The organism is Acidovorax sp. LjRoot194 (assembly GCF_964253015.1).
Classification (GTDB): domain Bacteria; phylum Pseudomonadota; class Gammaproteobacteria; order Burkholderiales; family Burkholderiaceae_C; genus Acidovorax.
On sequence record NZ_CAXUQB020000001.1, the window covers coordinates 3,019,190 to 3,032,601 of the forward strand.

The 13,412-nt window shown below is 57.9% G+C and carries 12 protein-coding genes; 3 read left to right on the top strand and 9 right to left on the bottom strand.

Going from position 1 to position 13,412, the window contains the following annotated elements; translation table 11 throughout:
* Positions 1–74 precede the first annotated feature (74 nt).
* Both ACSQ3N_RS13620 and ACSQ3N_RS13625 read right to left on the bottom strand, forming a co-directional pair.
* Positions 75–1,412 carry a heavy metal sensor histidine kinase gene (locus tag ACSQ3N_RS13620; protein WP_436146558.1) on the bottom strand — a complete coding sequence of 446 codons (1,338 nt, stop codon included), beginning with the start codon at positions 1,410–1,412 and terminating at the stop codon, positions 75–77.
* Positions 1,409–2,095 carry a heavy metal response regulator transcription factor gene (locus tag ACSQ3N_RS13625; protein WP_436146559.1) on the bottom strand — a complete coding sequence of 229 codons (687 nt, stop codon included), beginning with the start codon at positions 2,093–2,095 and terminating at the stop codon, positions 1,409–1,411. Before ACSQ3N_RS13625 ends, ACSQ3N_RS13620 begins: the two co-directional genes overlap by 4 nt.
* 139 nt (positions 2,096–2,234) lie before the next feature.
* Between ACSQ3N_RS13625 and ACSQ3N_RS13630 the strand changes: the two genes are divergently transcribed.
* The 3 genes from ACSQ3N_RS13630 (at position 2,235) to ACSQ3N_RS13640 (ending at position 4,762) form a co-directional block, all read left to right on the top strand.
* Positions 2,235–2,567: a DUF4148 domain-containing protein gene (locus tag ACSQ3N_RS13630; RefSeq protein ID WP_436146560.1), complete on the top strand. Its 333-nt coding sequence runs from the start codon at positions 2,235–2,237 to the stop codon at positions 2,565–2,567.
* Between the two features lie 234 nt (positions 2,568–2,801).
* Entirely contained in the window at positions 2,802–4,403 is a 1,602-nt protein-coding gene (locus ACSQ3N_RS13635) for a phosphoethanolamine transferase (RefSeq protein WP_436146561.1), read from the top strand.
* 200 nt (positions 4,404–4,603) lie between these two features.
* Positions 4,604–4,762 (top strand): hypothetical protein, encoded by a 159-nt coding sequence (locus ACSQ3N_RS13640; protein ID WP_436146562.1) that lies wholly within the window; start codon positions 4,604–4,606, stop codon positions 4,760–4,762.
* Positions 4,763–4,877: 115 nt separating this feature from the next.
* Here the strand turns inward: ACSQ3N_RS13640 and ACSQ3N_RS13645 are convergent, their stop codons facing one another.
* From ACSQ3N_RS13645 to ACSQ3N_RS13675, 7 genes are all read right to left on the bottom strand, one after another.
* Positions 4,878–5,354, bottom strand: coding sequence for a DUF6328 family protein (locus tag ACSQ3N_RS13645; RefSeq protein ID WP_311233245.1), 477 nt, complete (start codon positions 5,352–5,354; stop codon positions 4,878–4,880).
* Between the two features lie 58 nt (positions 5,355–5,412).
* Positions 5,413–6,357, bottom strand: a complete 945-nt coding sequence (locus ACSQ3N_RS13650) for a cation diffusion facilitator family transporter (RefSeq protein WP_436146563.1) — start codon at positions 6,355–6,357, stop codon at positions 5,413–5,415.
* Positions 6,358–6,417: 60 nt separating this feature from the next.
* Complete coding sequence (locus tag ACSQ3N_RS13655) at positions 6,418–6,639, bottom strand: hypothetical protein (protein WP_060984176.1); 222 nt, start codon at positions 6,637–6,639, stop codon at positions 6,418–6,420.
* Between the two features lie 97 nt (positions 6,640–6,736).
* The gene (locus tag ACSQ3N_RS13660) at positions 6,737–7,111 is read right to left on the bottom strand and encodes a hypothetical protein (RefSeq protein ID WP_436146564.1); all 375 of its coding nucleotides are present in this window, start codon (positions 7,109–7,111) and stop codon (positions 6,737–6,739) included.
* 67 nt (positions 7,112–7,178) lie between these two features.
* Positions 7,179–10,361, bottom strand: a complete 3,183-nt coding sequence (locus ACSQ3N_RS13665) for a CusA/CzcA family heavy metal efflux RND transporter (RefSeq protein WP_436146565.1) — start codon at positions 10,359–10,361, stop codon at positions 7,179–7,181.
* 16 nt (positions 10,362–10,377) lie between these two features.
* Complete coding sequence (locus ACSQ3N_RS13670) at positions 10,378–11,979, bottom strand: efflux RND transporter periplasmic adaptor subunit (protein WP_436146566.1); 1,602 nt, start codon at positions 11,977–11,979, stop codon at positions 10,378–10,380.
* A gap of 8 nt (positions 11,980–11,987) precedes the next feature.
* Positions 11,988–13,346, bottom strand: coding sequence for a TolC family protein (locus ACSQ3N_RS13675; RefSeq protein ID WP_436146567.1), 1,359 nt, complete (start codon positions 13,344–13,346; stop codon positions 11,988–11,990).
* Positions 13,347–13,412: the final 66 nt, after the last annotated feature.

Below are 13,412 nucleotides of genomic sequence, written 5' to 3' on the forward strand. Positions count from 1 at the left end.
CGGACACGCGTTGATTGCCCGTCAAATCCTTGTGATCGGGGTTTGACCGGCAACTCAGGGTTGAATGTCTGGGTCTATGCCACAGTCTTCGTCACTACAAGGCCGATCTCGGTCGTTCCATTGACACTCGCTGCCGTGGTGCGACCTCCGTGCATGCGCGCAATCGCCGAGGTGATGGCCAAACCCAGGCCATGATTCTTCTGCCCATGTTCGCGAGAAGCAGAGGCGCGAAAGAATCTATCAAACATCCGCGCAAGGATCTCAGGTGCCACCGTTTCGCCCTGGTTCGCGACGACCAGACTTACCTCTGTGTCTGACACTGCGGCTATGCTCACCTCAACCTCGGTGCCAGGTTTGGCGTACTGCGTGGCGTTGCTGATCAGGTTGGAGACGGCACGCCGGAGCAGCGGTTCATCAAAATGGCCTGTACAGTCGCCTGCGACCTTCAGACGCAGATCAGCATCCGCCAAGGCTGCCTCGTGGTATTCAACGACCCTTTCCACAACTGCAGCGAGACTTGGAACAAAAGAACGTCTAGCGGTGGCGCCCCTATCTGCCTGCGACAGGAACAGCATATCGTTGATGATGCCAGTGAGGCGGTGTAGCTCCTCAAGGTTGGAGGACAGCACATCCGCCATATCGAAATTGCCCGGGTGACGCAGCGCAAGTTCATTGCTGGCGACGAGGATTGCCAAAGGAGTCCGAAGCTCATGTGAAACGTCTGCGTTGAATCCTTCGAGTTGGGTGTATGCAAGATCCAACCGGCCGAGCAGGCCGTTGAACTGCTCCACGAGAGGAACAAGTTCTGCGGGCTGGCCAGCACCATCCAAGCGCGGACGCAAATTGTCCGCGGACAAGGACCTCAGTTGGTGCGCAAGCCGTCGCACAGGGGCCAGACCGTAGCTCACGATGGACATGCCTCCGAGCGAAATGACGAACGTGCCCACGACAGCAGCGATAGCCAACGTGATGGCAAGTCGATTCAGGTGCTGGGCATCGGAAGAGATGTCCATTGATAGGTTTACGTTGAACGCCGGGCTCTTGTCATCTGTGGGCTGCACTGCGAACACCCGCGACACCCTCTGCGCGCTATCAGGATCCGGGGCGGCTTTGGGGAACACCAGGTCACCATCCTGGGTGCGCACGATCAGGCGAAAATCCTCGTGGCCTATGAGGAAATCGCTTAGCGGGTGCTCCTGCGAGCTTTCCTTGGCATGCTCGTCGATGTTGCTCAACAAGTGCCTGACGATGGCCTCTTTCTGAGCCAGGGTTTCTAGTTGCCGCGCGCTGAGATTGTGGGCGGTGACCAGGTAGACGACGAGGCACACGATGCCCAGGCCCACAAAACTCTGCATAGCGAGCCACAGCGACAGACGAGCGCGCAACGAGTGCGCGCGCAGTACGGGGTTCATTGCTGCCGCTCTTCCATCACATAGCCCATGCCACGCACTGTGTGAAGCAAGGTCTTGTCAAAGGGCAGGTCCATCTTTGCACGCAGACGTCGAATCGCCACCTCCACTACATTGGTGTCGCTGTCGAAGTTCATGTCCCAGACCTGCTCTGCTATCTCGGTGCGAGAAAGGACTTCGCCCTTGCGGCGCAAGAACAATGCGAGCAGCAGGAACTCCTTTGCCGTGAGTTCAAGCCTCTGGCCTGCACGTGTGGCCTTGCGACGTATAAGGTCGAGTTCAAGGTCCGAGATGCCCAACACGGTCGGTTCGCCGGCATCTCTGGCACCGTGCGCGCGGCGAAGCAGCACCTGTACGCGGGCAGAAAGCTCTGAGAAGGCGAAAGGTTTGACCAGATAGTCATCAGCACCGGTTTGCAAGCCACGTACCCGATCCTCGACGCTAACCCGCGCGGTGAGCATCAAGACGGGAGTCTGTTTCGTCTTGCGAAACGCAGTCAAAAGCGTGAATCCGTCAATGCCGGGCAGCATGCCATCGAGTATCAGGAGGTCGTACGCACCCTCCAGTGCCATGTGCAGCCCATCAATACCGTTGTGAACGATATGTACGTTGTACCCAGCTTCGCCGAGCCCTCTCTTAAGGTACTCCGCGAGCTTGACTTCATCTTCAATGACCAAAATTTTCATTCGTTGATTCTCCCGGAGATCGGTCGCAGCGCCGATTACAAATTCGTAATCTGAGTGTTTGCAACTTGTCCCCCCTGCCTTTCTAGAGTTCGCTGAAGGTCGTCGCACGTTGTGAGGACCATATCAAAAGGCAAACACCATGAACAAACAGACAAAACTCATTCTCTCGCTGACTGCCGCAGCCTTTCTGGCCCCAAGTGCAGCGATGGCCTCGTCCCTGTATCACGACGCAGGTGGCGAAATCGGCGCAACAACTAATCCGAGCCACACCTCCGATGACCTGATGCGCGGCGAAGTGCAGCGGACGGTTGACGCTGCACGCAAAGACGGATCGCTGGCCATTCTGTCTCGAGGAGGTGTGGTGCCGACCAAGGCCGCTGGACCGGCAAAGACCCGAGAGCAAGTCCGCAACGAGTTTCTCAGCATGACGCCGCAGGAGAAGGCCAAGCTGAAAGAGATGCATGGCGGCTGATCTGCCGCACACCAGGTGCATCGACGGAATAGGTGCTCCCTGCGTGACCTCCATCGCGTCACGGTAGACCTACTGCGATAGCCAACCTTCACTTCAGTACATGCGGCCCATTGTGGGTCGATCCACCGTACTGATCAATGCCCTCGACACGAGATGAGCTTTAGACAGCGCGGCTTCGCGGAGCCTGGGCGATGGCCCACTTTTTGGGGGCAGTTGCTCCTGCGACGCCCTTCAATGGCAACAGAGAGTTTGGTTTTGTGGATCAGCGTATACGTCGCGCTGGCCTACAACGGCTCTTTCCTGAGGGCAAGCACGACTGGCCGCAGTTGGGAGGCGACAGAAACATGGTTTTTTGTCGGCGCACTGGTAGTCTCATTGATTGCGCTGCACGGGCTGATCTTCAGCATCGGTGTGGCCAGGTGGAGTGTTCGCCCTCTGCTCACAGCATCGGTGCTGGTTGCGGCTTTTGCAACCTTCTACATGCAACGCTACGGCGTCTACTATGACCCAAGCATGCTGCGCAATGTGCTGCGAACAGACACTGCTGAAGCTAGCGAGTTGATCTCATGGAGCTTGATCGCTCACGTCTCGCTGTACTCGGCAGTCCCATTGTGGGCGATATGGCGCGTTCGCCTCACACGAACTTCCCTATGGCGCGCCGTCCTGCGGCGCATTGCCTTCAGTGCCTTTTGCGCGGTGGCAGTCGTGGCGGCTGTTCTCCTCATCTTCCAGGACTTCTCTGCGTTGATGAGAAACCAGAAGGAGTTGCGCTACCTCATCACGCCGGCCAACGTGATCTACTCGACAGCTCGCGTCTTATCGACCGATGCCGAGAAGCCCAAGATCAGGCAGCCCGTCGGCTTGGATGCGCGCGTGGCAGCGCCATCGAGAACCCAGAAGCCTAAATTGCTCTTCATCGTCGTGGGAGAGACTGTGAGAGCAAGCAATTGGGGTCTTAACGGCTATGAGCGGCAAACCACACCGAACCTTCAGGCGCTCAACGCTCTGAACTTTGGCAATGTCACAGCCTGCGGAACAGACACAGAAACATCACTTCCGTGCATGTTCTCGGCGATTGGACGGCGAGACTACGATGAGACCCGAATTCGCTCGTCCGAGTCGCTGCTTCACGTCTTGGCTCGTGCCGGCATTGCGGTGCATTGGAAAGACAACCAGTCAGGCTGCAAGGGCGTCTGTGATGGCCTCAGCGTGATTCCTGTGGATCCGCCGGCCGCGGCAGGCCTGTGCTCTGAGGGTAGGTGCCTTGACGAAGCACTCCTGCATGGTTTGGAGTCCGTCGCAGAGGCCTCTGAGACTACTACGGTAGTAGTCCTGCACATGCTTGGTAACCATGGACCCGCCTACTTCAAGCGCTACCCTGCAGCTTTCAGGCGCTTTGAACCCACCTGTGACACGGGCGAGCTGCGCAAGTGCGATCGTCAGAGCATAGTGAATGCCTATGACAATGCAGTGCTCTACACCGACCATGTTCTGGGGCAGGCTGTAGCCTTTCTCAAGCGCCAGGAGAGCCGCTTCGATACGGCGATGCTCTACGTGTCCGACCACGGCGAGTCGCTGGGCGAGAAAGGGCTGTTTCTTCACGGCTTGCCCAGGGCGATTGCACCTGACGAACAGACCAAGGTACCCATGGTTTGGTGGTTGTCGGACGGCTTCAAGGAGAGTCGCATGGTCAACAGTGATTGCTTGAAAGAAAAATCCTCGGCCGCCCTGTCGCATGACAACCTCTTTCACTCTGTACTTGGGCTACTGGGTGTGTCGACTCAGGTCTATGAGCAGGGCCTGGACATTTCAGCGGCCTGTCGGCCGATTGGTTGAGAAATATAAGTCCTCAGTATCTAGGGTCCCTTGCTCCAATGCCGCGCCTGTCGATCAGCGCTCGTTCGGCTCCGGGATCGCATTTTTGTCAGCATTCCGTGACTCTCTTCGCGCCGGACGATGGAGCGTCAATCGAGTACAGCATGAGCGTTCACTCCACACTGCGCAGTCTGGCACCGCCCGAGCGATTCCGCTCGTAGATGGCGGTCTGGGCTTCGCATCCATTCCCGGCGGACCCCGGCAGCCGCAGGCGTTTCGAGCAGCTGCAACTGCTCCAGCAGGACGGCGAGCCCATGCCGCACGCAAAGCTTTTTGAGACGGTGCTCGACCATTTCCGCTACACCTTGGCCAACGGCTGAATCAGCAGCGCAGACAATTGATGCCACGTGCAGGAAATTGAGTCCGCTGTATCAATCTAGGGAGATCACCTCGGCGGATTTAGTGGCACTGCGATTTGCAAGATCGTATGGTGATCTACAGCTTTCCGGCTTGCTTCCATCGACGCGGCAGCCACCACCATAGGAGAAATATCAACCCGGCTACCAGCGCAGCTGCCAAGCTACCGACCACATGGCCAAATATTGTGGACAGTACAAGCTGCGCGCCGGAAACAAGAGCGCTCGCGAGCGCGACCGCGCCCGCCAGAATCTGGCGGGAAGCAAGCGACTTGAATCGAGGTCGATCAAGCAACGGCCGAATCAAGCGATGCTGCACAGCCGGTGCACTCAGAAGTACCAAGCCGACAACAGCCAGCACAAACGTCGCAAGGAAGACCCATTTCTCCGTGTAGGCGATTGCACTGAAGCCGGGGGTAAATGGCACAGTTATCAGGAAAGCAGACAGGAGCTGCGCGGTCGGCAATAGAACCCTAAGCTCCCCCAGCATGTCCGTTAAGTCGCCATCGTCCGAAAGTTCATCTGGCTCGTTGCCAAATCCTTCTGGTTTCGACATCAGTGTCCTCGTTTCTTGGCCAAGCTTCACGATAGTGCGTCCTCATATTCGCCTTGCGCTATGCATGGCCTTCTGCTTGTCCACCAACGTGCTTCGCCGGCGCGGTAAATCTGTCCATCTCGTCCGCCAGACGACAGGGAACCGACTCCATCTGTAGGGTCGTATGAAAAACTGCGAACCTGTCAGCAAGAATCGCGTTGATGGCTTCCCGCACGATCTCAGGAGTGGACGAAGGGTCGTGCACGACATGTGCCGTGAGGCTGGGTTTGCCACTGGTCAGGGCCCAGATGTGCAGGTCGTGAACCGACGTCACGCCGCTTACTTTGGCAATGCTGGTCCTGACCTCGGCAATATCCATCCCATTTGGCACACCCTCCAGCAGGATGTTCAAGCTTTCCTTAAGAAGAACCCACGTGCGCGGCAAGACCCACAGTCCAATCAGCACGGCGATGATTGCGTCTACCGTCGTCCAGCCCGTGTAACGGATGATGATCGCTCCGATGATCACACCCAGTGAACCAAGCATGTCGCTCCAGACCTCGAGGTAGGCACCTTTAACGTTGAGGCTTGCATCCTTGCCGCTCTGCAGCAACTTCATGCTGATCAGATTTACGACCAGGCCCAGGATTGCGACCACCATCATCGCGCCGGTCTGTACCTCCGGTGGATTCTTAAAGCGAGAGTAAGCCTCTATCAGGATGTAGATCGCAACTCCAAACAACATCAGGCAGTTGAAAGCTGCCGCCAAAATCTCAAATCGGTAGTAGCCGAAAGTCCGGAGAGAGTCTGCCTTCCTCTTGCCGATTTGTACTGCAGCAAGGGCGATAGCCAAAGCGGCCGCGTCGGTCAGCATGTGTGCCGCATCGGAAATAAGCGCGAGGCTGTTGGTGAGAATCCCCGCAACAACCTCGGCGATCATGAAAGACGCCGTCAGCCCAAGAGCGATCCAAAGCCGTCGCTCATTCCCAGTTGTTGGTAATGCATGTTCGTGTGAGGCACTCATACCGGTACATCCTATGTTTTCGCTTATTTAAAAAGCATTTGCACTACCACTATCTCAGCATCAATGGCGGCGGCGCCTATCGATGTTCTTTCCCTGCCGGGATTGCAACTGCAGCACCCTACGATCTCTGAGCCGCTTGGCCAAGCGCTGGCTGTACTTGAGGCCCTTGTCCCGTTCGGGATGCCGTTTTAGCCACATGTGGCGGACCCGCCAGAATGTGATCACTGTCACGATCAGGCTGATCCAGATCCAAAAAAGCTTGGCGGCGAGTCCGTAACCCATCTTTGAAACCGTTCAACGTGCTGACAAAACCTGGACCCTGTGCGACGAGATGCATCGCCAGGGGCAATTGCAACGATGACGGCTCATCGCAATTGGATTACTTCAAAGCGAAGCGGACCGATGCGACGGACTTGCCGCCTTTCGAGACTACTGCGACGGCTTTTGTGCCTGCGGCAAGCTTGAAGCTTCCCGACGCCTCCAGCTTTCCATCCACCGGCAGCAACTCGACGTCCTTCTTTTCTGAGCCTGTCAAAAGCGTTACCTTCGCAGTCATTCCGGCAACGTCGGCAGGCTTGCCATGATCCCGTACGTAAAGCTGCAACTTGGCTGCGCTGGTCACCAGTTCGTAGTCGATGTCTTTTGCCTGTGAAACGATGCCTCCGTGCATTGGTTTTGCGTCATGGTTGTCCGCGGCCATCGCAGTTCCAGAAATGGACAAGGCCAGCGCGAGAAGGATATGCATTGCTTTCATGGTGTTTCCTGAGTACTTGAAAGAAAAAAATGGGCCCCGCAATTTGCGGAGCCCGAAGGCCCACTTGTCAGTGGGCGGAGGGAACAGGGTGCACGGGCTCTGCCGACACGTCTTCGTCCTTCTCGTCGGGCTTGTGAGCCAGCCGATAGAGGATTGGCAGCACCAACAGAGTGAGCAGAGTGGAGGAAAGAATGCCGCCAATAACCACGGTTGCTAGTGGGCGTTGAACCTCAGCGCCGGTACCTGTTGCAATGGCCATTGGAATGAAGCCCAGAGACGCCACGAGAGCGGTCATAAGCACAGGTCGCAGACGTGTCAACGCTCCATCGCGGATGGCATCGTCCAGCGGAACGCCTTCCTCTCTCAACGTCCGGATGTATGAAATCATCACAAGCCCGTTAAGAACAGCAACGCCTGAAAGCGCGATGAAGCCAACGGCCGCAGAGATTGACATGGGTATGTCGCGAAGCCATAGTGCCAAGATGCCGCCAGTAAGCGCGAATGGAATTCCGGTGAAGACCAGCAGCCCGTCCTTGGCATTTCCAAACATTGCGAACAACAGAACGAAGACCAGCAGCAGTGAGACGGGCACCACAATCTGCAGACGCTTGGAGGCAGATTGCAGGTTTTCGAATGTTCCGCCCCAGCTCGTCCAGTAGCCCGTCGGTATCTTGATCTGAGCCAGGCCTTGCTCTGCCTCCGCAACGAAAGATCCCACGTCGCGGCCACGCACGTTGGCGCTGACCACTATGCGGCGCTTTCCGTTCTCGCGGCTAACCTGATTGGGGCCAGGGGCAAGTTCAAAAGAAGCGACCTCGGCAAGCGGGATGAAATTGGTCCGTGCTTCGGCAGTGCCGACTGAGCGAGGCAGCGGGATAGGCAGTCGCTTCATGCCTTCCATGTCATTGCGGATCGCTTCGGGCAGGCGCACCAGGATGTCGAATCGCCGATCACCCTCGAACATCGTTCCCGCTTCACGTCCACCAATGGCTGTGGCCACGGTGTCCTGGATGTCGGCCACATTCAGGCCATAGCGAGCAGCCTTCTGGCGGTCGATATTCACTGTGAGCATTGGCAGCCCGGTTGTCTGCTCCACCTTCACCTCCGATGCCCCTTGGATCTTCTGCAGCATCGAAGAGATCTCTTCTGCAGACTTGTTCAGGACGTCCATGTCGTCCCCAAAGATCTTGACCGCAACGTCGCTGCGCACACCGGAAATAAGCTCGTTGAAGCGCAATTGAATCGGCTGCGAGAACTCGTAGTTGTTGCCCGGGATCTTGCCAACCACTTCCTGGATCGCGGTAAGAAGTTCGTCGCGGGTCTTTCGCGGCTCAGGCCACTGGTCCATGGGCTTGAGCATGATGTATCCGTCCGAGATGTTCGGCGGCATGGGGTCCGAGGCGATTTCTGCAGTCCCGGTTCTGGCGAATACACGGTCGATCTCTGGGAACTTCTCTTTCAGAGTCCCTTCGATCTGACGCTGCATGGCGACAGATTGCGAGAGGCTGGTACCGGGGATGCGCAGCGCCTGGATGGCGAGGTCGCCTTCATTGAGCTGGGGAACGAACTCGCTGCCCATTCGGGTCGCGATCAACCCGCAGAGCACCACGGCCACCGCGGCAATGGAGAGCACCAAGGCCTTGGCGGACATGACTCGATCCAGCAGGGGCGCATAGATTCGCTTCGCATGACCGAGCAGGAAGTTCTCCTTCTCGCTGACCCGGTTGCCGATGAACAGCGCGACTGCGGCGGGGATGAACGTCACCGACAGGATCATTGCGCCGACAAGCGCTGCCACTACGGTAAACGCCATCGGGTGGAACATCTTTCCTTCGACACCTGTGAGGGCGAAGATCGGCAGATACACCACCATGATGATGAGCTGACCGAACAGCAGGGCGCGGCGTGACTCTTTGGATGCCAAAAACACTTCATGGAAGCGCTCGGCTCGGGTCAGCGGCCGACCGTGATGCGCTTGTGCATGCGCCAAGCGGCGAACGCAGTTCTCGACGATCACAACCGCTCCGTCAATGATGATGCCGAAGTCCAGCGCTCCAAGGCTCATCAGGTTGGCACTTACCTTGTAGTTCACCATCCCGGTGAACGTGAAAAGCATCGACAGCGGAATCACCGTTGCTGTGATCACCGCAGCCCGGATGTTGCCCAGGAACAGGAAGAGGATTACGATCACCAAGATCGCGCCTTCCATGAGGTTCTTCTTCACCGTACTGATGGCCTTGTCCACCAGGACAGTCCGGTCGTAGACCGTGACCGCGTGTACGCCTTCGGGTAGGTTGCGGTTTATCTCCACCATCTTCTTGTCTACAGCTTGAGACACAGTACGGCTGTTTTCGCCGATAAGCATGAAGACTGTACCGAGCACGACTTCACGGCCGTTGTCCGTGGCGGCGCCAGTGCGCAATTCCCGGCCGATGGATACGTCGGCGACATCCCGCACACGCACAGGCACACCGTTGGCGCTGCTCAGGATCACATTGCCTATGTCTTCCATTGACTTGACTTGGCCAGGTGCGCGAACCAGGTACTGTTCGCCGCGCTTCTCGATGTAGCCGGCGCCAACATTGCCGTTGTTGCGATCTAAAGCAGTGACGATGTCTTGCAGCGTCACGCCGAGCGAGGCCAGGCGCTCGGGGACTGGCGCAATCTGGTACTCCTTCGCAAAGCCGCCGATGGAGTTGATTTCGGTGACGCCAGGCACATTGCGCAATTGCGGCTTGATGATCCAGTCCTGAATCTCACGCAAGTCTGTCGGGGTGTAGGGGTTGCCGTCTGGCTTCTTGGCGCCATCCTTGGTTTCAACCGTCCACAGGTAGATTTCTCCGAGGCCGGTCGAGATCGGTCCCAATGCAGGGGTAATGCCTGCCGGCAACTTATCTCGGGCCTCCTGGATGCGTTCATTCACCAGTTGGCGCGCGAAGTAGATGTCCGTGCCGTCCTTGAAGATCACAGTGACCTGGGAAAGTCCATAGCGAGACAACGACCTCGTCTGCTCCAGATTGGGCAGGCCCGCCATGACTGTCTCGATGGGGTAGGTCACGCGCTGCTCGGTCTCAAGCGGCGAGTAACCAGCTGCTTGAGTGTTGATTTGGACCTGGACGTTGGTGATGTCCGGGACGGCGTCGATGGGAAGCTTCTGGTAGTTGAAGACACCTAGGGCGCCCATTGCAAGGGCGGCTAGCAGCACCAGCCACCGCTGCTCGATCGAGAATCGAATCAGTTTTTCAAACATGTGTAAGGCTCCGTGATCAGTGCGTGTGCTCGGCGGACGCCTTGCCCAGTTCGGACTTCACTACGAAGCTGCCGGACGCTGCATAAGGCGTTCCAGGCTTGATGCCTTGCAGGACCTCGATCCGTTTGCCGTCGCTGCGCCCCAGTTGCACTGGTTGGGCAATGAAGCCTCCATTGACCTTCAGGAAGACAACCGGCTTTTCTCCAACCGTCTGGACCGCGTCTGCAGCGATCGTCACGGGCACTGTGGCTTCATCAGCTACGACCTCGACGTTCACGAACAGACCTGGCCGCCATGCCCCCTTGGGGTTATCCAGTACCACCCGCGCTTTGGCGGTTCGGGTTTGCTCGCCTATGAGCGCGCCCACGAAGGCCACTGTGCCCGTCGCTGAAGCGTCGAAAGCGGTGGCCTTGATAGTGACTTTCTCGCCAACTCGCACCTGAGGCAAATCTTTGGCTGGCACGTTGATCTCAGCCCAAACTTGGCTCAGGTCCGAAATCGTGAACACAGCAGCGTCTTCCTTGACGGCTTCACCAAGGCTCAGATGTTTCTCGATGACGATCCCATCAAAGGGCGCACGCAGTTCAATCCGGTTCAAACCAGAGACGGATGAGGACGAAAGGCCCAGTGCACCCAGCTTCTGGTTAGCGTTTGCGACGGCCACTTCGGCTTCGCTGAGAGCCTGTTTAGCTTGCAGGTAGTCCTGCTCTGCCGAAACCTTCTGCTCCCAGAGCTTTTTCTCCCGCTCGTAGGTCGTCTTTGCCAACGCCATGCGCTTTTGGGCCGTCTGCAGCTCGCTGCGTTGCTCCGATGCTGTGGGACTTGCGATAGCGGCCAGCACCTGCCCCTTCTTGACAACCTGGCCCAAGCTGGCGTTGACGCTTTCCACCACGCCTGCAAGGCGCGGGACCACGTGCGAAGTGCGATCTTCGTTGAGACGGATCTCGCCGGGCAGCAGCAGCGCAGACTTGATGCTCGCAGGGGATGCCGAGTCAATGCTGATAGCTGACGCCTTAATCTGGGCATCTGTCAGCTCGACCTTGCCTTCTTCCTTGCTCATCACGAAAAGGAAAGGCTCATTGCCCTTTTGCGCAATGATCTCAATGTCAAACACATGCGGTTCTGCCACGTTCTCGCGGCTCACCCATCCAGCCTTTTCCTGAATGAATGAGAGCGTCTGCTTTTCCCCCGTCGGCCGGGTAATTGTTGCGGCGACAGTGGCGGCGCTCTGGGGCAGTGGCTTTTCCTTGTCGAACATCCAGACGCGAAGGCGTGGCTCGCCGCCGTCTTCTGCGAGCAGGGCTTCCAGCCCGAAGTCGCCTTCCTTGAAGAGACTGCCGCCGTTCGCACCCTTCGACTCACTTTTCTCGTGATGCTCCCCGTCGGCATGACCTTTGTCGTCGTCGTGGCCTTTGCCATCCGCTTTGCCATGGTGCTCGCCGTCTCCGTGCCCCTTGGCTTCAGTGTGGGTGCCGTGGCCGTGGCCATCTCCCTCACTGGCTGCTGCCTTCGTCTTGCCACCCTGCAGAATGAGGGCGCCAGCACCAATGCCCATCGCGATGACGACGGCGATGGCGATCAGGTGCTTCTTGCTGATGCTTGATTTGATAGAGTTCATGGTCGATCTCAGTTTTGCTGGTTGGTCGGTGCATTGGGCGTCGGGTTGCCCAGCAGGCGGTCGATCTCCGCGGCTGCTCGATGGGCCTCGGCCAACGCCTTGAGGTATTGCGACTTGGCAGTGAAGTACGTGCGTTGTGCGTCTAGTACTTCGAGAAAATTGAATTTGCCGTTCTCGAACCCAATGGTTGCCGCGTCGTAGGCTGACTTGGAGCCGGGAAGAACGTCACCCTGTAGCACCTGCACTTCGGTACTGATCGTTGACAGTCGATCATGGGCTTGGGTCACCTCGCTGTGCAGCCGCACGGTGGTGCCTTGCAGCTCGTCCCTGGCTTTGTCTTCAAGCTTCAGGGCCTCCAGCAGGTTGCCCTGGTTGCGGTCGAACACCTGTAGGGGTACCGATACTCCGAGCAGGAGCATGTTGCGCTGTGTCTCGTTGCTGCGCTGCATACCTGCGCTCACAGTCACGTCCGGCACGCGCTTGCTTTTTTCCACCTCGGTCAAAGCTTTGCGCCGATCCACTTCAGCCTTGGCGACAACAACGGCTGGTGATGACGCGACCAATGATTGCAGCGCAGCAAGATCAGGAACGGCTGGAATGCTCTCGGCCTCGCCTTCCAGCTGGAGATTGACCGCGGTGGTGCGGCCCAACAATGCATAGAGGCGGGTCAGCGCATTGCGCTCTTCGCTCGCCGCCTGCGTCAGCTCCACGCGTATTCCAGCTTCAGCAACGCGTGCCTTCGTCTCCTCGACCGGGGAGACCTTGCCAGCAGCGACACGCTTCGCTACGGTGTCAGTGGATGACTTGGCAAGCGTTTCGCTGTCCTTTGCCAGTGCCAGCCGCTCTCGGGCCGTCAGTGCGTCAAAGTAAGCGGCAACCACGCTGGCGCGTACCGTGGATTTCACCTCGGTGAGCTGAGCTTGTGCTTGCTCCCGAGCACTTTGCGCGGCTTTAGTCCGTGCAGCACGCTTCCCGCCAAGTTCGATCGGAAGGTTGAGCTGCCAGCTTTGCGTGCGCGTTTTCGAGCGTGTGTCTTCGAGCGAGTACGCGAACTCTGGGTTGGGGCGCGCGCGTCCTTGAATGACTTGCCCTTCCGTCGCCTCAACCTGGCGCGTGGCCGCAGCAACGTCTGCATTTCCCTCCAGCGCCAAGTCGATGGCCCTGGCCAACGACATCGGAGCAGCGGACGATGCCGAGGCGCTGTGAACAACTACCGGGTGGCTTCCCACGGCGCCCGAAGACACGCCCTGGGCGAGCGCGATTGATCCAGCCGCAAACAACGTGGCTGCAACGATCGTTGTGACCGCAAAATTCTTCCGGCCGGGCGCAGCGACCAGACCATTTGAAATATGAATTCCCTTGAACATCCGATTCTCCAGTGACCTTGAAACACGAGGAAATCGGCGGTACGGCACTGACAAGGATGCCTGGCT

Coding starts and splice junctions, on each gene's coding strand:
- ACSQ3N_RS13655 (WP_060984176.1), bottom strand. CDS start 6,639: ATGGGTTACGGACTCGCCGCCAAGCTTTTTTGGATCTGGATCAGCCTG.
- ACSQ3N_RS13650 (WP_436146563.1), bottom strand. CDS start 6,357: ATGAGTGCCTCACACGAACATGCATTACCAACAACTGGGAATGAGCGA.
- ACSQ3N_RS13620 (WP_436146558.1), bottom strand. CDS start 1,412: ATGAACCCCGTACTGCGCGCGCACTCGTTGCGCGCTCGTCTGTCGCTG.
- ACSQ3N_RS13665 (WP_436146565.1), bottom strand. CDS start 10,361: ATGTTTGAAAAACTGATTCGATTCTCGATCGAGCAGCGGTGGCTGGTG.
- ACSQ3N_RS13640 (WP_436146562.1), top strand. CDS start 4,604: ATGGCGGTCTGGGCTTCGCATCCATTCCCGGCGGACCCCGGCAGCCGC.
- ACSQ3N_RS13675 (WP_436146567.1), bottom strand. CDS start 13,346: ATGTTCAAGGGAATTCATATTTCAAATGGTCTGGTCGCTGCGCCCGGC.
- ACSQ3N_RS13635 (WP_436146561.1), top strand. CDS start 2,802: ATGGCAACAGAGAGTTTGGTTTTGTGGATCAGCGTATACGTCGCGCTG.
- ACSQ3N_RS13670 (WP_436146566.1), bottom strand. CDS start 11,979: ATGAACTCTATCAAATCAAGCATCAGCAAGAAGCACCTGATCGCCATC.
- ACSQ3N_RS13625 (WP_436146559.1), bottom strand. CDS start 2,095: ATGAAAATTTTGGTCATTGAAGATGAAGTCAAGCTCGCGGAGTACCTT.
- ACSQ3N_RS13630 (WP_436146560.1), top strand. CDS start 2,235: ATGAACAAACAGACAAAACTCATTCTCTCGCTGACTGCCGCAGCCTTT.
- ACSQ3N_RS13660 (WP_436146564.1), bottom strand. CDS start 7,111: ATGAAAGCAATGCATATCCTTCTCGCGCTGGCCTTGTCCATTTCTGGA.
- ACSQ3N_RS13645 (WP_311233245.1), bottom strand. CDS start 5,354: ATGTCGAAACCAGAAGGATTTGGCAACGAGCCAGATGAACTTTCGGAC.